Origin of the sequence: Methylocystis sp. SB2 (assembly GCF_049817085.1) — a bacterium.
In the GTDB taxonomy this organism is placed as follows: domain Bacteria; phylum Pseudomonadota; class Alphaproteobacteria; order Rhizobiales; family Beijerinckiaceae; genus Methylocystis; species Methylocystis rosea.
In genome coordinates this window covers 1,792,596-1,808,157 of record NZ_CP187401.1, presented here as the reverse complement: position 1 = coordinate 1,808,157, position 15,562 = coordinate 1,792,596, and the positions used below count along the sequence as shown (strand labels likewise).

The following is a 15,562-nucleotide window of genomic DNA, read 5'->3' as shown; positions in this document are numbered from 1 at the left end:
CGCGCCGAACGTCGCTTGCGCCGCTGGCCGGGGGCCAACGGCGCAAGCAAACCGTCCTTAGCCGTTGGTGGCGGCGCAGGTCGACGCGCAGCGGGCGCTGGCGCGGCCAATGACATTGAGGGTGATGCGCTTGGCGATACGGATGGTCATGAAGGCCTCCTGTTTTGATTTCGTCTGGAGAGACCAGACGGGCTCCGCAGAACGCGGGACCCGAATGGTATGACGAGCGAGGCCGCAAAAATCGGACAGCTTGGGACGAGAATTTTTTCGAGCCGTCGAGATTTTGATGTTTGGCGCGTTTCGAAGGCGCGGCGCGGGCGCTTCGACCGAGAACTCACGCGGAGCGTTCTTTCGCCTGGTGCGTTGCGCCTCAATCTCAACGCTCGAAGGCGCGACCTCGAAGGCGCGATCGAAATGCTCGAGCGCCCGCCCCAGGCTGCGGTGGACCGTTCTCAAGGAAACGCCGATTTCCTGCGCGATCTCGGAATGGCTGAAGCCCAGGATTCGGCTCATCAAAAATATCTGACGACAACATCGCGGCAATTGCATCAAGGCCGCTTGAACGTCAGACGCCAGGCCGAATGCGTCGAGGGCCGCCGCGATACGCGTGTCTGCGGCGGGCGACTGGAACCATGCGCCGTCTTCGGCCAGCGCTCTGGCATGCGTTCTTTGCCTCCGAAGATTGTCGATCGCGAGCGTGCACGTCATCTTCGACACATAGCCGCGCGCATTCGAAATCAGTTCGCCGCGGTCGCTCTCCAGCATTTTTAGATAGGCTTCCTGGACCAGGTCTTCGGCGTCTCCCGAGCCGATCACGCGGCGCGCCCGCGTTATCAGATCGCGATGATGGCTTCTAAACAGTCGGTCGATCGTCTCATGGGACTTCTGCATCAGCGCCTCCCCGCTTGTCTCCAAGCGCGCCGATTATCCAAAACGCATCACGCCGAGCGGCCCCAGGGGCATCGGCGACGCGTGGTTTCGATCCGCGGACGTCGTTGCTTTCGAACGCGCGGATGTAAGGCCGTGTCTTTAGACGGGGGAGGCGCGCGCCGGTGGAGTCGCCGATCGCGTTCGGGAAACGGGATGGATGGGAAGCGCGAGAACGCTGAGTCGCGCCGTCGGAAAGGACAGGCGCGCAACCTGATCATAGACGCATAACATCTGCGGCTGAGCGTCGCAGCACGCGATACAGTCAACGCAAGAGCCGCCGTGATCGCCCGGCGCGTGAGGCGTCGCGGGAATCGCATCGCTGTTGCAGACGACGGCCCGGAACGCCAAAGAATGAGATTGAGCGCGCGCGGCGACAGTCGAAACGCCCGCGACTTGCAGCAAGATCGCAACGAAAAGAATGACCCGAACGAGCATGGATTGCCGCCAACCATTGCCTACGGTGCGCGGATCATAGGCGCGAAACAATCTTGCGGCAATACGAAAACTCGTTATACGGCACGCGCATGGCGGAACGACGAGGGTCCGTGAGGCGAAGACGCGTTGACAAATGGCGCCGGTCGGCGAGCCTGCTTCACTGTTTCAAGCCGACACTGGATCTTCATTACGGACTAAAGACTCTGCGCGCTCAGCCCGCCGTCGCGCGCGCCATTTGGATTGACGTCGGGGCGAACGAAAGACAAAGCGAAACTGCAAAGACCAACTGTGGCTGCAGCGCAACAGTTCAAATTATTGCAAAATTTGGGCGCTAACCGTCGTTGACAAGTTAATCTTCGTGCACTCAGAATTCGCTATGCGGCAAGACAAGAAAAAAATGCGGCGGTTCATGCGTCCGATTGTGGCGGCCGCTGTCGCTTGTCTGCTGTTTCAGCAAGCTTTGGGTCTTATTGTTTCTCACGGACGCCTTGGCGGCGATTTCGGCGCGTTCCTAAGCTCTCCCGTAGCGATGGCGAGCGAGCTTTGCGCCGATCAAGCCAATGGCGACGGCAAGGCCCCGCATGTTCAGCACATGCACTGCATGGCTTGCTTTCTAAGCGACCGAAGCGACGACCTCGGAGCGAAGGTTCTCTTATCCGCCGTCGTCCTCGTGCTGGCGCCCTCGTCTGAGGCTCCTCCTCTTTGGCCGGAAGAGCGCGATCTCGCGCCGCCGACCACCCAGTGGCCCAGAAACAGACTCTCTCGCGCACCCCCGTCGCTTCTCTCCTGAGAGAGCGCGTTAGCGGTCGGCTGCCGGGTCTTCGACCCCCCACTCGCCATTCCCCTCGCGTTTGATTTTCGCGCGCGTCGTCTCTGACGAGCGTCGCCGACACGCGTCGCGAACGCTTGCAGCCAACAAACATCTCAAAAAATCGTGCTGACAGGAGAGGAATCATGCGCGCATTCACTCGATTTACCGCCGTTATCGCCGGTCTCGCGGCCATTGGCGGCGCGCAGGCGGCGGCGAAGGGCGACGGCGGCGAAAGGCAGCAGGTCGCGATACGCTTTGCGCTTACCGCGGGCGATCAGCCGGTCGAATGTGGCCGCGACATTGCCGGGCTAGGAACCGGCGGGCAGCCGGCGCAGCTCCACGACGCGAGGTTCTACATCGCCGCGCCGGCGCTGATCGACGCCGCCGGCCACGAAGTCCCCATCGAACTGGAACAGAACGACTGGCAATACGCCAACCTCGCTCTGCTCGATTTCGAAAACAAGACCGGCAAATGCGTCGGCAGCGCCGACATCAACGACACGATCAAGGGATCGGCGCCGCGCGGCCGTTACAAAGGGTTCAGCTTCGTCATCGGCGTCCCGAGCGTTGTCCAGGACAAGGACGGCAAGGACGTCATTCTCAACCACTCGAATTTCGCCACCGCTCCCGCGCCGCTCGATCTTCAGTCGATGACGTGGAACTGGCAGGCCGGCCGCAAATTCATAAAGATTGAAGTTGATCCGGATGGCGGCGTGACCCGACCGCCGCCCCCAGCGAAAAACCCCGCCATCGCCACCAGTGGCGCAGGCGAAAAAACTGACGGCCCGCCGCCGATGGCGGACGCGCCGAAGACGGCGCCGCTGCGCGTCAACTCGGACGGGACGATCACCGTCTCGACCTGGATGCTGCACCTTGGTTCGACGGGCTGTCGCGGCGACGCGACGAAAGGCGAAATCACCTCCTGCGCCAATCCAAATCGCTTTCCCGTGAAACTCGCGTCCTTCGACCCCGCGCGGCAGCGCGTCGTGCTCGATTTGAAGCCGCTGTTCGCCGGCATCGATCTTGGCAAAGACCAGGGATTCTCGACCGGTTGCATGAGTGGTCCGGCCGATCCGGAATGCACGCCGATGTTCGAAAATCTCGGGCTACGGCTCAAGGAAACCGCGCCCGACGCCAATGACGCCGGCCAGTCCTCCGGCGCGTCGACGAAGATTTTCCGCGCGGAGGTCACGAAATGAAGCGCGAAGCTCTCATTCTCCTCTTCGCCGCAACGCTGATCGCAGGCGGGGCGCAAGCCGACCCTGTCCCCAGCGCGGAGTCCTGGCGCTGGACTTTGCCCGACTTCATGCCGCCGCCACGGGTTCCAGCCGACAACGCAATGTCGGAGGCGCGTTTTCAGCTCGGACGCAAACTCTTCTACGACCCGCGTCTGTCCGGAAACGGCAAGGAGAGCTGCGCCTCCTGCCATGAGCAACGTCTGGCGTTTACTGATGGCCGTCCGGTCGCCGTCGGCGCCACGGGCCAGCATACGCCGCGCAATTCGCCCAGCATCGCCAACGCCGCTTGGCGCGCCACGCTCACCTGGGCGAATCCGGCGATGGTAACACTGGAAAGGCAGATGGAAGGCCCGCTCTTTGGCGAAGAGCCGATCGAGATGGGCGTCAATGACAAGAACCGCAAAGAGATACTCGCGCGTTTCGACAGTGACGCAGAGTATCGCCGCGACTTCGCGGCCGCCTTTCCCGGCGAGGCGGACTCGATCAGCTTCGGCAACGTCATCAAGGCGATCTCCGCTTTCGAGCGCGGCGTCGTCTCGGCGTCCTCGAAATATGATCTCTATCTTGAAGGCAAGGCGACGCTCTCTCCAGAAGAGACGCGCGGCAAGGATCTTTTCTTCGGCGAGAAGGCCGAGTGCCACCACTGCCACGGCAGCGTGAATTTCGACGATCAGTTCTATCACGCCAAAACGCGCGAGATCGAGACGCCGTTTCACAACACCGGCCTCTATGATCTCGATGGCAAAGGCGCCTATCCCGAGCCCAATCGCGGCGTTTTCGAGAACACGCATAATCCCGCCGAGATGGGCGCGTTTCGCGCGCCGAGCCTGCGCAATATAGCTGTCACCGCGCCTTACATGCACGACGGCAGCGTCGCGACGCTCGATGACGTGATCGACATTTACGCGGCCGGCGGACGCAATGTCACGAGCGGTCCACTCAAGGGCGACGGTCGCTACAACGCAAACAAAAGCGCGTTGATCGTTCCCATCGATCTGTCGCCTCAGGAAAAGAGCGATCTGATCGCCTTTCTGAAAACGCTGACCGACGAGTCGTTGCTGACATCTCCACGTTTCGCCGACCCCTGGAAACCGGCGTCGACGGCAAGCGGGCCATCGCGTGCGTCCTCCCATTGAGTTTCACCCCATCAGGAAAGCAAAGAAAATGAGCTCCCGGTCGAAATTGATGCACGGAGTCGCGCTCGGCGCCCTCGCGCTTTTGTCCTCTGCCTCCGTCGCGCACGCGCAGCAGGCGCTTCCGCAGATCACGATCGGCGCCGCGCCGGTCAGGCGTCCGGCGACGAGAGAGTCGACGGCGGGCGAAGCGGGATATGCGCCGGGCTTCGATCCCGCTCGCGCGAAACTGCCAATCTATCGCGACCCGCCGGGGCAGACGGTGACAATCGTCAACACGAAATTCCTCAAGCCGACGCCCCTGGCGGATGTCCGTAGGGTGTTGGAATACAGCCCCGGCGTCTCCGTACAGCAAGGCAATAATGCACGGGATCTTTTCATCTCGATTCGCGGCTCAGGCAATCGGCTTGGCGTCGGCTTCCCGACGGGCATCCGCAACATCATGCTGTACGAAGACGGATTCCCGATCACGACAGCCGACGGCAATGGCCGCACCGACCTGCTCGATCCGCATTCTTATGCCGCCATCGACGTCTATCGCGGGCCCTCGTCGGCGCTCTTCGGCAATTACGCCTATGACGGTGCGATCAACTTCCGCACCTTTTCCGGGGCCGAAGTCGACGGCGTCCACACAGGTTCGGAATTCGGCAGCTTCGGCTATGTCAACAATTACGTTCGCGTCGGCAAGGCCGTAAAAGACAGCACGCTCGGCGCCTTCGATCTGTCGTTTTTTGCCTCAGACGTCAACGGCAGCGGATATGTCTACCACGGCGCCTACTCAGGCAAGCAAGCCAAGGTTCTCGGCAGATGGGAGGTGACTCCAACCGATCGGGTCATCGTGAAATATATCGCCAACAATTTGAGATCGGAGTTCATCAACCGAGAAAATATCAATGTGTTCTACCTCAACCCTTTTCAACAAGGCTGCGCCATTCCAACCTCTCTGAATCTCAACCTATGCAACAATCTGAACGTGCCAGCGAATGGCATATCCGGCGCGCTCACGCGCCAAAGCGTCGCCACGCTTGGTACGCATCAAAACTCTCTCAGACAGATTGGCGGCGTTCAGTTCGAGCATGACTTCGACAGCGCCACCACTTGGCGATCGCAATTTACGTACGACTATCTCGATAACATCAGCGGAGCCTGGCCGCCGCCGATCGTTGGCCCGGGCGGCCAGGGCGGTCCGGTGGCTTTGAAGGGTCCAACGGTGGGCATCACCGCGCAAACCGACATTACCAGCCACACCGATCTGTTTGGCTTCCCGGCGACGCATTTTCTGCAGTTCTTCTATAACAACGCCAAAACCGCCAATCCGCTCTTCAATCAGATCGCCAACACCTGGTACAACGGCGCAATCGGGGCGCAGGTCGGCAAGTTGGATTACTATACGTCAAACATCAGTCTACGCGCGCGTGAAGAGATTGCGCTCGCGCCGGGCCTGACTGGCGTCATCGGGTTCAGCTCCAATTGGAATCGCGTCTGGGGTGTCAGCACCGCCTATAACTACCCCGCCAATCTGGCGCCCAGATTTCCGACTCAGATCGCCGTGGACAATGATTATTGGAACACGGCCCCGGAAGCGTCGCTCACCTATCGCTATAACCCTGAGTGGCAGGTGCGGGCGCGCTATGCGACGGGCTACAGCACCCCGACATTCGTGTTTCTCACCAGCACGCGAAATGGTGTCGGAAGCAACCCGCTGAAGGCCCAAACCAATATGGGCGTCGATCTCGGCATTGATTGGACCCCGAGCCCTGAGCTCAATTTCAGCGTAACCGGTTTCAACGAATGGCATCGCAACGAGATTCTGACGTTGAGCAATGGACTCGTCGGCTATTCGCAAAATATTCCTTCCTCGCTTCACCGCGGCGTCGAACTCAACGCGGATTGGCGGCCCTTCGACGGATGGCGGCTGATCGCGGCCTATACGTTCAACAATCAGTTCTTCACCAATTACTGGGACGATCTCGGGACCGTCGCGGGGCGAGCCGTCTTATATAATCGCGCCGGCAACCGAATTCCCAACGTGCCGCCGCATACTGTGACGATGCGTCTTGGATATGATCAGCCCTACGGCGACCTCTCGGGTCTCGGCGCTTACGCCGAATATATTTTCAAGAGCAACTACACGATCGACAACGCCAATTTCACCACTCTGCCGAGCTACAGTCTGATCAATCTTAACGCGCACTATAACCATGACATCGACAACTTCTATGTCAAAAACATCGAGCTCTTTTTCGAGGTTTCGAACGTCTTCAATCGAACCTATGTCTCCGGCGCATTCGTGGTGGCCAACTCGCTCCTTGCCGGCCCGATACAAACGCCGCTGGTCTGGCCGACAGGCGGCCTGGTGACGGCGCAAGGCGCCGGAATCCTCGCCGGCCAGCCGCGCGCCCTCGCCGGAGGCATCAAACTCAAATTCTAAGATGATCAGGCGTCGCCCCGTTCATTCGGGGCGACGCCCGCCAGGCGCGGCGCGCGCCTATCGGCGAAGCGCGATCAGCAATTTTTTCGAATTGGAGATTGCCCGGGCCGAATAGTTTCAGTCCGCCGATCTGGCGAAGGAGGCGATCAATGCTTCGCGCTTGCCACGCAGTCGGACGCATGATCGGCGCCGCGCGGCTCGCGGCGTTGATCCATGTCATCGCGGTCCTGCCGCCGGTTCCGGCGCTTGCCGAAAATCCTTTGCAAGCTCCCGTCACGCATGGCCTTGCGCTTTATGGCGACCCGGCGCTGCGCAAGGATTTCGATCATCTCCCTTATGCCAATCCCGAGGCGCCGAAAGGCGGGAGGCTGCGGCTCGGCCAGCGCGGCGGATTTGCGAGTCTCAATCCATTCAACGCGAGATTTGGGGACGCGCCGCAACTCATCATCGGCAATGTCCTGCAAAGTCTAATGATGCGTTCGCAGGACGAACCCTATTCCTTCTATCCGCTGATCGCCGAATCCGTCGAACTCGACGAAGCGCGCCAACGCGTCACATTTCACATCGATCCTCGGGCGCGCTTTTCCGACAAGACGCCCATCCTCGCGTCGGACGTTCTATTTTCCTTTGAATTGCTCAAGTCGAAAGGTCGACCGAACCATCGTGCGATTTTTGCGTTGGTGAAGTCCGCCGTGGCGCTCGACGACCATACCGTGCGTTTCGATCTGACTGGCGTGCAGGATCGCGAAGCGCCGCTCATTCTCGCCGCGATGCCGGTTCTGTCGAAGAGAACCACGAAAGTTGAGCGCTTCGACGATCTCGATATGACGATTCCTCTCGGCTCAGGCCCTTATGTGATCTCGGAAGCGAAAGCCGGCGCGCGTCTGGTTCTCCGCCGCGACCCTGACTATTGGGCCCGCGACATACCGAGCCAGCGGGGTTTCTATAATTTCGACGAGATCGACGTCGATTATTATCGCGACGGCGCGGCGCTGTTTGAGGCGCTGAAGGCGGGCCTCCTCGACTATCGCGAGGAGACGAGCGCCGCGCGTTGGTCGACGGGCTATGATTTCCCTGCCGTTCGCAATGGCGTCATTGTGAAAGAAACCTTGCGGCCCGGCCGCCCGACGGGAATGGAAGGTTTCGTCTTCAATCTGCGCAAGGGCATTTTCCGCGACGTGCGGCTGCGCGAAGCGATCGCCATGATGTATGATTTCGAATGGATCAACGCCAATTTTTACAGCGGACTATACGTCCGCACGGAAGGCTACTTCGGCGAATCGGATTATTCTTCGGTCGGGCGTCCCGCAAGCGCGGCCGAGCGCGCTTTGCTTTCGAAGTATCCCGGCGCCGTTCGCGACGATGTTCTTGAAGGCCGCTGGCGACCTGTTCAGCATGATGGTTCGGGCCGCGATCGCACGGTCGCGAAGCGCGCGCAAGCGCTTCTCGCCGACGCTGGCTATGGCGTCGTCGATGGGCGTCTAGAGAAGAACGGCGTTCCCGTCGTCTTCGAGATCATGATCCGCGACCGCGACGAAGAGCGGCTTGCGCTCAATTTCGCCGCCGCGCTGAAGCGCATCGGGATCGAAGCCAATCCGCGCGTCTACGACGAAGTCCAATACCAGCGCCGGCGTCAGCGCTTCGAATATGACATGATGATCGGGCAATGGCTGGCGTACGCCGTTCCCGGCCAGGAGCAGATGCACCGGTGGAGCGCCGCGAGCCTCGACCGGGAAGATTCGCTCAATCTCGCAGGGGCGGCCTCGCCCGCGATCGACGCCGCGATCGACGCTCTGCTCGCGTCCCGGACGAAGGCGGACAGCATTTCGGCGGCGCGGGCGCTTGATCGCATCCTGCTCTCCGGATTCTATTTCGTGCCTCTGCAGCACGTGAACGCCATCTGGTGCGCGCATAGCGCGGCGATCCGCCATCCTGCGCACACGCCGCTTTTTCCGATGTTTCCCTTCGGCTTCACTTTGGAGAACTGGTGGAGCGAGAAAGATCGCGCTCAGTGAGGATCGTGTTGGCGCTCTTCGCGCGAAGGCGATAGAAATCCTTGGCGACGGCCGGAGTTCGGCCCGCAAATTGCCTCGCACCAACAAAGGTCCTGGAGACGCACATGGGGCAGGAGCCCTGGCCGACCGAACTGCGCCTCTCGGAAGGCGGACGGATGCTGAACGTCTCGTTCGACGATGGCGCGCAATTCGCGCTCAGCGCCGAGCTTTTGCGCACGCAGAGTCCGAGCGCCGAAGTTCAGGGCCATTCTGAGAAGGAGCGCAAGACCGTCGGCGGCAAGCGCAATGTCACGATCATCGCCGTCGCGCCGGTGGGCAATTACGCCGTGCGGCTCGACTTCGACGACATGCACCGCACTGGGATCTACACGTGGCGCTATCTGCGCGAGCTTGGCGAGACGGCGCCGGCGCGGTTCTCGTCCTATCTCGAAGAGCTTGCAGCGAAGGGGCTCGATCGCGACCGGCCTGGAGAAAAATAATCTTCAAAAAAATAGTCTTGCAAAATGAATCGGCCGACGCGCGCGCCGGCCGTTCAAATGCTTGCTGCACAGACTTATCGGGTCACGACCACGCGGGTGCCGATCTTGACGCGGTTGTAGAGGTCGACCACGTCGTCATTCGTCATCCGGATGCAGCCCGACGACACGGCCTGTCCAATGGTCCAGGGCTCGTTGGAGCCATGGATGCGGTACAGTGTGCCGGAGAGATACATGGCGCGCGCGCCGAGCGGGTTGTTGACGCCGCCCTCCATGTGCCGCGGCAGGTCGGGGCGGCGACGCAGCATTTGCGCCGGCGGCGTCCAATCGGGCCACTCGCGCTTGTGGGCGACGAAGCGGGTGCCGGCCCATTCGAAGCCCGGGCGGCCGACGCCGACGCCGTAGCGGATCGCCTGGCCGTTGCCGAGCACATAATAGAGTCGACGTTCATTGGTGGCGATGATCACCGTGCCGGGCGCATATCTGGCGTCGAAGGCGACGGTCTCGCGCGGAACGGCGACCGCCTGCGGACGGCCGTCGCTGGTTTGCGGGGCGAAGGAGCCGCCGCCGAATAGCGCGGCAAAAGGGTCGACGACGGGCGCCGGCGCCGGGGCCGGCTGCGGCGCCGGGCTGCGCGCCAATACTGGAGACGAAAGGGCGCCGAGCGCGCCGAATGCGCAAATCAGTGCAAAAGCAAGACGCCGCATGGTTTTCCCTTGTCCAAGTGTGGGCTGACGTCGCGCCGCCGCAAAAAAGCGACGCAGACGCCCTGATGATTAGTCCCGCAGGCCGCTTGCGCAAGCAAGCGCGCCGACGCGCGAAACTCAGGACAAGCGGCGTTTTCTTGCGGCATAGTGGCAGTCTTGCAACACTGCCGCCGCGCGCCGACTCAGAATTTAAGCGTCGTCGCCTGCTTCACGCCGGGCAGGCTTTTCAGGGCGGTGAGCGCCTGCGGCGGCAGTTCGCCGTCGATGGCGACGAGCGCGACCGCGCCGCCGCCGGGCCTGTCGCGGCCGAGCGCGAACGTGGCGATATTGACCTCGGCTTCGCCGAGCACGCCGGCGAATCTGCCAATGAATCCAGGCCTGTCTTCATTCGTCAGATAGATCATCGACGGCGCGAATTCGGCGTCGACGCCAATATCGCCGATGCCGACAATACGCGGCTTGCCGTCGTGGAATACCGTCCCCGAAACGCAAATTTCGCCCTGCGCGGTATGCGCGCTGAGCGTGACAAGGGATTCATAGTCGCCTTGCGCCTCGCGGGTGATTTCCTCAATCGCCAAGCCGCGTTCCTTGGCGAGGATCGGCGCCGACACCGGATTGACGTCTTCGAGAATGGGTCGAAGCAGCCCGGAGATCGCAGCCGCCGAGATCGGCCGCGTCTTCTGCAACGCGACGGCGCCTTCATAGACGATCGACAATGTGTCGACGCCGGCGACGGCGACCTGACCCACGAAGAGACCGAGCTTTTCGGCGAGTTCGACGAAGGGCTTCAGCCGCGGCGCCTCTTCGGCGCTGATCGATGGGAAATTCACCGCGTTGGCGATCGCGCCTCTGGTGAGATAATCCGCCATCTGCTCGGCGATCTGCAGCGCGACCTTTTCCTGCGCCTCGCTCGTCGAGGCTCCGAGATGCGGCGTGCAGACGACGTGCGGATGCCCGAACAATGGGTTTTCGGTCGCCGGCTCCTGCGCGAACACGTCGAAGGCGGCGCCGGCGACATGGCCGTCGTCGAGGGCCTTGCGCAGCGCGTCTTCGTCGACCAGCCCGCCGCGCGCGCAATTGATGATGCGCACGCCCTTGCATGTCTTGGCGAGGTTTTCCGCCGAGAGGATATTCTTCGTCTGCGGCGTGAGCGGCGTATGCAAGGTGATGAAGTCGGCTCTCGCCAAGAGTTCGTCGAGGTCTACTTTTTCGACGCCAAGCTCACCGGCGCGCTCTTGGGTGAGATAGGGATCGAAGGCGATCACGCGCATCTTCAGGCCGAGCGCGCGTTCGGCGACATTCGCGCCAACATTGCCGCAGCCGACGACGCCAAGCGTCTTGCCGGTGATCTCGACGCCCATGAAGCGGTTCTTTTCCCATTTGCCGGCCTGGGTCGAGGCGTCGGCGGCGGGAATTTCGCGCGCCAAGGCGAACATCAGCGCGATCGCGTGTTCGGCGGTGGTGATGGAATTGCCGAAGGGCGTGTTCATGACGATGACGCCGCGCGCGGTGGCGGCGGCGACATCGACATTGTCGACGCCAATGCCGGCGCGGCCGACGACCTTGAGCCGCGGCGCCCGCGCAAAGATGTCGGCGGTCACCTTCGTCGCCGAACGGATCGCGAGTCCGTCATAGTCGGCGATCGCGGCGGCAAGCTTGTCCTTGTCTTTTCCCAGCGTCGGTTCGAAGTCGACCTCCAGTCCGCGCAGGCGGAAAATCTGTGCGGCGGCCGGCGAAAGAGAATCCGAGATGAGAACGCGCGGCGGCATGGGATCATCCTGCAAAGAAAAAAGGAGGGAATGAGCGGCGTTGGGCGTCTCAATGTGAAAGCGCGCTTGCGCTGAACGCAATCCAGATTTTCGGCGACGACCGAAGAAGCGCTGGAAAACGATCCATAAATTTGGTATCTATCATATGTAGATATCACAAGAGGCCGCATGACCGCCACCGCGAAATTATTCAAACATGGCCGCAGCCAAGCCGTTCGGCTTCCCAAGGAATTTCGGATGCCGGGCTCCGAGGTGCGCGTCAGCAAAGTCGGCGACAAGATCATTCTGGAGCCGTTGGAAAAGCCGCCCTTCGACGTCGAGGCGTGGCGTGCAAAGCTCGACACCTATCTTGACGTGGACTTTCCGGAGTTCCCGGCCGAACCTCCGCTCGAACCCGATGACGAAGTCACTTTCGATTGAGGCGGCGCATGTTTTGTCTCGATACGAATGTGATCATAGGCGTAATGACTCGGCGCGCGCCTCACCTCGACGAGCGGCTGAGAGCTGAGCTGCTTTACGGATCGCGCTTGCTCGTCCCCGCGCCGGTCCTTGCCGAGCTTCGCTACGGCGCAGCGAAAAGCGTGGCGCCCGAGAGGAATCACGCGCGACTCGACGACTTCCTCGCGGCCATATCCGAAATCGCGACTTTCGACGCTGATGACGCGCGCGCCGCAGGCGACATTCGCGCTTATCTTGAAGGTCATGGAAAACCGATCGGCCCTTATGACGTTTTGATCGCCGCGCAAGCGCGCCGGCGCGGCGCCGTTCTCGTCACCGCTAACCGCCGCGAGTTCGACCGTGTGCCGGGCCTGATGGTGACGGACTGGAACGATCGATGAGGCGGCTGCTCGCGACTGCTCGTCACCCCGCTTGCGCGGCGTCGGCGCAAGCCTGCGCGTAGGCCCAGTCGAGCCACCGCGTCAGCAGCGCCACGTCGGCGGTTTCCACCGTCGCACCGCACCAGATGCGAAAGCCCGGCGGCGCGTCGCGATAGGCGCCAAAATCATAGCCGGCGCCCTCCTTTTCAATCATCGCGACCATCTTCTTGGCGAGCGCCGCCTGCGCGTCCGCGTCGGGCGCGGCGCTCGCGGCGGAGAAGATCAGGCAGACGCTGGTGTTTGAGCGGGTCGCGGGGTCCTTGGCGAGGAAATCGATCCAGGGAGTCTTCTCAACCCAGTCGCCGACCGCCTGCGCATTGGCGTTCGAGCGCGCGAACAGCGCCTCGAGTCCGCCGATCGATTGCGCCCAGGACAGTGCGTCGAGATAATCTTCGACCGCGAGAAGCGAGGGCGTGTTGATCGTCTCGCCCTGGAAAATCCCCTCGTTCAGCTTCCCCTTTTTCGTCAGCCGGAAAATCTTGGGCATCGGCCAGGGCGGCGCATAGCTCTCGAGCCGTTCGACCGCGCGCGGCGAGAGAATCAACATGCCATGCGCGGCCTCGCCGCCGAGAACCTTTTGCCAGCTGTAGGTCGTCACATCGAGCTTGGCGAAGTCGAGCGGTTGCGCGAAGGCCGCCGACGTCGCGTCGCAAATCGTCAGGCCCTTGCGATCCGCCGCAATGAAATCGGCGTTCGGCGCGCGCACGCCTGACGTCGTGCCGTTCCAGGCGAAAACCACGTCATTGTCGAAGTCGATCTGCGTGAGATCTGGCAATTCGCCATAGGGCGCGGCGAGGCTTCGCGCTTTCTCGATCTTCAACTGGTTCAGAACATCATTGACCCAGTCTTTCGAGAAGCTCTCCCAAGCGACGACATCGACGCCCCTGGGGCCGAGAAGCGACCAGAGCGCGATCTCCACGGCGCCGGTGTCGGAGGCCGGCACGATGCCGATGCGGTAATCGGCGGGAACACGCAGGATCTCCCGCGTCAGCGCGATGGCCTGCGCCAGCTTCTCCTTGCCGGCCTTAGAGCGATGGGAGCGGCCGAGCGCCGCCCCGGCGAGATGCGCCAGCGCCCATCCCGGGCGCTTGGCGCAGGGGCCGGAGGAAAAGCAGGGATTGGCTGGTTTGGCGGCGGGTTTCGCCATTTTGTCGGCGGCGGCCATGATGCAGCCCTCTCCATTGCGGCGCGGCGCCGCCGCCGTTCGCGCTACGCGCTGCCCAGCCGACCGTCAAGAGCCGCTGGCTTCAGTCGCGCGCGGCGGGAGCCATGTGGGGAGCCACGAGGTTGGCGCGATTTTCTCGTACCAGCTTGGGCGGCGTCGCTTGAAGAAACGCCGGGGACCGGGGAGAGCGATGATGTCGGAGATTAATGAAGCGCCTAATGAAGAAGAATGCCGGTATTTTCTTTCCTATTCCGGGGTTCGGTTGCCATTAAAGCTCCTTGGGCCGCTCGAGGCGAGCGAGCTTAAGAACCGCAACACCTATTTTCGCGCGACTTATGACGCCGAGGGCAGGATCGTCAGTTGCGAGAAGCTCGTCTATGGCGAAGTGGAGCTGCGGCACGATTACGCCTATGACGCCGGCGGCGCGCTGGCGCGCGCCCGCATCGCCATGGGCGAGGACGTTTCCGAGATTGACTGCGGCGCTGACGGCGTCCCGCTGCGCAGTTGATGGCCTTAAATGGGCGCGGCTTCGTGCGGCGTTTTGGCGCTGATCGCCAGCGCGTGGACGCGGTCGGCGAGCTCGTCGGAGAGAAGCGCATTGACGAGACGGTGCCGCTCGATCAAGCTCTTGCCCTCGAAAGCCGCGCTCACCACCTCCACTCTGAAGTGGGTTTCGCCGTCGGGATGGTGATGCCCATGCCCCGCGTGGCTGTGCGATTCGTCGATCACGTTGAGCGCCGCTGGCGCAAGGGCTTGGGTGAGTTTCTGTGCGATGCGCGTCTTGACGACGCTTTTACCCTGATCCGTCATGTTTATCTCCGGTTCGATCGCCGATTTAGCACATTGGCGCTTGGTTGCGCTTGCGGCGCGCTGCGGCGCCATCATAATGGAATGAAATGGACCTGAATTCGCCCCTCTTCGACCGCATCCGAACCAAGCGCCAGCCGCGCGAAACTGTGCGCGAGACCGTGACGCGGTGCGATTCTCCCGGCTGTGAGGCGGAGGGCGTCCACCGCGCGCCAATGGGCCGGCTGCGTGAGGGGCAGTATCTCTGCTTCTGCCTCGAACATGTCCGGGAATACAACGCCACATACAATTATTTCAACGGCATGGATGACGCTTCAGTCGCCCGCTACATGAAGGACGCGACGGTCGGGCATCGCCCGACCTGGTCCATGGGGACGAAGCGCGGACAGACGGGCTTTCGCGAGGACACGATGACGGCGGCCGATCCGCTTGGCGTCTATCGCCAGCGCTTCCGCCGTCCGCACCCCGCCGCCGCCCGCCGCGCGCCTCAACATTCGCCTGTGACGATCAGGGCGTTCGTCGCCATGGGGCTTGAGGAGACGGCGGACGCCGTGGCGATCCGCGCGCGCTACAAGGAGCTCGTCAAGCGCCATCATCCCGACGCGAATGGCGGCGACCGCTCCCGCGAGGAAAAATTGCGGGAAATCATCCATGCCTATAAGACGCTGAGGGCCGCTCGCCTGGTCTGAGCGCTCGTCGCGCGGAAAGCTTTTCCGCGGCGGCGCAGACATATTCGGCGCAATCATGCGGGGACGAAACGGTCCGCG

General features: G+C 62.1%; 14 protein-coding genes. 9 read left to right on the top strand and 5 right to left on the bottom strand.

Features of this window, described 5'->3' with window-relative positions; translation table 11 throughout:
* Positions 1–57: 57 nt before the first annotated feature.
* The gene (locus ACPS74_RS08840; RefSeq protein WP_029652115.1) at positions 58–891 is read right to left on the bottom strand and encodes a methanobactin precursor domain-containing sigma factor; all 834 of its coding nucleotides are present in this window, start codon (positions 889–891) and stop codon (positions 58–60) included.
* Positions 892–2,319: 1,428 nt separating this feature from the next.
* On the opposite strand from ACPS74_RS08840, the gene ACPS74_RS08835 reads away from it, so the two are divergent.
* From ACPS74_RS08835 to ACPS74_RS08815, 5 genes are all read left to right on the top strand, one after another.
* Positions 2,320–3,375 (top strand): MbnP family copper-binding protein, encoded by a 1,056-nt coding sequence (locus tag ACPS74_RS08835; protein WP_029652112.1) that lies wholly within the window; start codon positions 2,320–2,322, stop codon positions 3,373–3,375.
* The gene (locus ACPS74_RS08830; RefSeq protein ID WP_029652111.1) at positions 3,372–4,550 is read left to right on the top strand and encodes a methanobactin export MATE transporter MbnM; all 1,179 of its coding nucleotides are present in this window, start codon (positions 3,372–3,374) and stop codon (positions 4,548–4,550) included. The genes ACPS74_RS08835 and ACPS74_RS08830 overlap by 4 nt, the downstream gene beginning before the upstream one ends.
* Before the next feature lie 28 nt (positions 4,551–4,578).
* Positions 4,579–6,978, top strand: a complete 2,400-nt coding sequence (locus ACPS74_RS08825) for a TonB-dependent receptor family protein (RefSeq protein WP_029652110.1) — start codon at positions 4,579–4,581, stop codon at positions 6,976–6,978.
* 149 nt (positions 6,979–7,127) lie between these two features.
* Entirely contained in the window at positions 7,128–8,993 is a 1,866-nt protein-coding gene (locus tag ACPS74_RS08820) for an extracellular solute-binding protein (protein WP_029652109.1), read from the top strand.
* 104 nt (positions 8,994–9,097) lie between these two features.
* Positions 9,098–9,472 carry a gamma-butyrobetaine hydroxylase-like domain-containing protein gene (locus ACPS74_RS08815; RefSeq protein WP_029652108.1) on the top strand — a complete coding sequence of 125 codons (375 nt, stop codon included), beginning with the start codon at positions 9,098–9,100 and terminating at the stop codon, positions 9,470–9,472.
* A gap of 74 nt (positions 9,473–9,546) precedes the next feature.
* Here ACPS74_RS08815 and ACPS74_RS08810 read toward each other — a convergent pair whose 3' ends face one another.
* Complete coding sequence (locus ACPS74_RS08810; protein ID WP_029652107.1) at positions 9,547–10,176, bottom strand: L,D-transpeptidase; 630 nt, start codon at positions 10,174–10,176, stop codon at positions 9,547–9,549.
* Between the two features lie 182 nt (positions 10,177–10,358).
* A complete protein-coding gene (serA, locus tag ACPS74_RS08805) occupies positions 10,359–11,945 on the bottom strand; it encodes a phosphoglycerate dehydrogenase (RefSeq protein WP_029652106.1) in 1,587 nt (528 codons plus the stop codon).
* A 168-nt stretch (positions 11,946–12,113) separates the two neighbouring features.
* Here serA and ACPS74_RS08800 point away from each other — a divergent pair, with 168 nt between their 5' ends.
* Both ACPS74_RS08800 and ACPS74_RS08795 read left to right on the top strand, forming a co-directional pair.
* Entirely contained in the window at positions 12,114–12,365 is a 252-nt protein-coding gene (locus ACPS74_RS08800; RefSeq protein ID WP_029652105.1) for an antitoxin, read from the top strand.
* 44 nt (positions 12,366–12,409) lie between these two features.
* Positions 12,410–12,784 (top strand): PIN domain-containing protein, encoded by a 375-nt coding sequence (locus tag ACPS74_RS08795; RefSeq protein WP_425622370.1) that lies wholly within the window; start codon positions 12,410–12,412, stop codon positions 12,782–12,784.
* 22 nt (positions 12,785–12,806) lie between these two features.
* On the opposite strand, the gene ACPS74_RS08790 is transcribed toward ACPS74_RS08795, so the two are convergent.
* Positions 12,807–13,988, bottom strand: coding sequence for a phosphoserine transaminase (locus tag ACPS74_RS08790; protein ID WP_029652103.1), 1,182 nt, complete (start codon positions 13,986–13,988; stop codon positions 12,807–12,809).
* A gap of 190 nt (positions 13,989–14,178) precedes the next feature.
* Between ACPS74_RS08790 and ACPS74_RS08785 the strand changes: the two genes are divergently transcribed.
* Entirely contained in the window at positions 14,179–14,496 is a 318-nt protein-coding gene (locus ACPS74_RS08785; RefSeq protein WP_018406120.1) for a DUF6156 family protein, read from the top strand.
* A gap of 5 nt (positions 14,497–14,501) precedes the next feature.
* Here ACPS74_RS08785 and ACPS74_RS08780 read toward each other — a convergent pair whose 3' ends face one another.
* Positions 14,502–14,798, bottom strand: coding sequence for a BolA family protein (locus ACPS74_RS08780; RefSeq protein ID WP_029652102.1), 297 nt, complete (start codon positions 14,796–14,798; stop codon positions 14,502–14,504).
* Positions 14,799–14,884: 86 nt separating this feature from the next.
* Between ACPS74_RS08780 and ACPS74_RS08775 the strand changes: the two genes are divergently transcribed.
* Positions 14,885–15,484 (top strand): J domain-containing protein, encoded by a 600-nt coding sequence (locus ACPS74_RS08775; RefSeq protein WP_029652101.1) that lies wholly within the window; start codon positions 14,885–14,887, stop codon positions 15,482–15,484.
* Positions 15,485–15,562 lie beyond the last annotated feature (78 nt).

Coding starts and splice junctions, on each gene's coding strand:
- ACPS74_RS08840 (WP_029652115.1), bottom strand. CDS start 891: ATGCAGAAGTCCCATGAGACGATCGACCGACTGTTTAGAAGCCATCAT.
- ACPS74_RS08835 (WP_029652112.1), top strand. CDS start 2,320: ATGCGCGCATTCACTCGATTTACCGCCGTTATCGCCGGTCTCGCGGCC.
- ACPS74_RS08830 (WP_029652111.1), top strand. CDS start 3,372: ATGAAGCGCGAAGCTCTCATTCTCCTCTTCGCCGCAACGCTGATCGCA.
- ACPS74_RS08825 (WP_029652110.1), top strand. CDS start 4,579: ATGAGCTCCCGGTCGAAATTGATGCACGGAGTCGCGCTCGGCGCCCTC.
- ACPS74_RS08820 (WP_029652109.1), top strand. CDS start 7,128: ATGCTTCGCGCTTGCCACGCAGTCGGACGCATGATCGGCGCCGCGCGG.
- ACPS74_RS08815 (WP_029652108.1), top strand. CDS start 9,098: ATGGGGCAGGAGCCCTGGCCGACCGAACTGCGCCTCTCGGAAGGCGGA.
- ACPS74_RS08810 (WP_029652107.1), bottom strand. CDS start 10,176: ATGCGGCGTCTTGCTTTTGCACTGATTTGCGCATTCGGCGCGCTCGGC.
- serA (WP_029652106.1), bottom strand. CDS start 11,945: ATGCCGCCGCGCGTTCTCATCTCGGATTCTCTTTCGCCGGCCGCCGCA.
- ACPS74_RS08800 (WP_029652105.1), top strand. CDS start 12,114: ATGACCGCCACCGCGAAATTATTCAAACATGGCCGCAGCCAAGCCGTT.
- ACPS74_RS08795 (WP_425622370.1), top strand. CDS start 12,410: ATGACTCGGCGCGCGCCTCACCTCGACGAGCGGCTGAGAGCTGAGCTG.
- ACPS74_RS08790 (WP_029652103.1), bottom strand. CDS start 13,988: ATGGCCGCCGCCGACAAAATGGCGAAACCCGCCGCCAAACCAGCCAAT.
- ACPS74_RS08785 (WP_018406120.1), top strand. CDS start 14,179: ATGATGTCGGAGATTAATGAAGCGCCTAATGAAGAAGAATGCCGGTAT.
- ACPS74_RS08780 (WP_029652102.1), bottom strand. CDS start 14,798: ATGACGGATCAGGGTAAAAGCGTCGTCAAGACGCGCATCGCACAGAAA.
- ACPS74_RS08775 (WP_029652101.1), top strand. CDS start 14,885: ATGGACCTGAATTCGCCCCTCTTCGACCGCATCCGAACCAAGCGCCAG.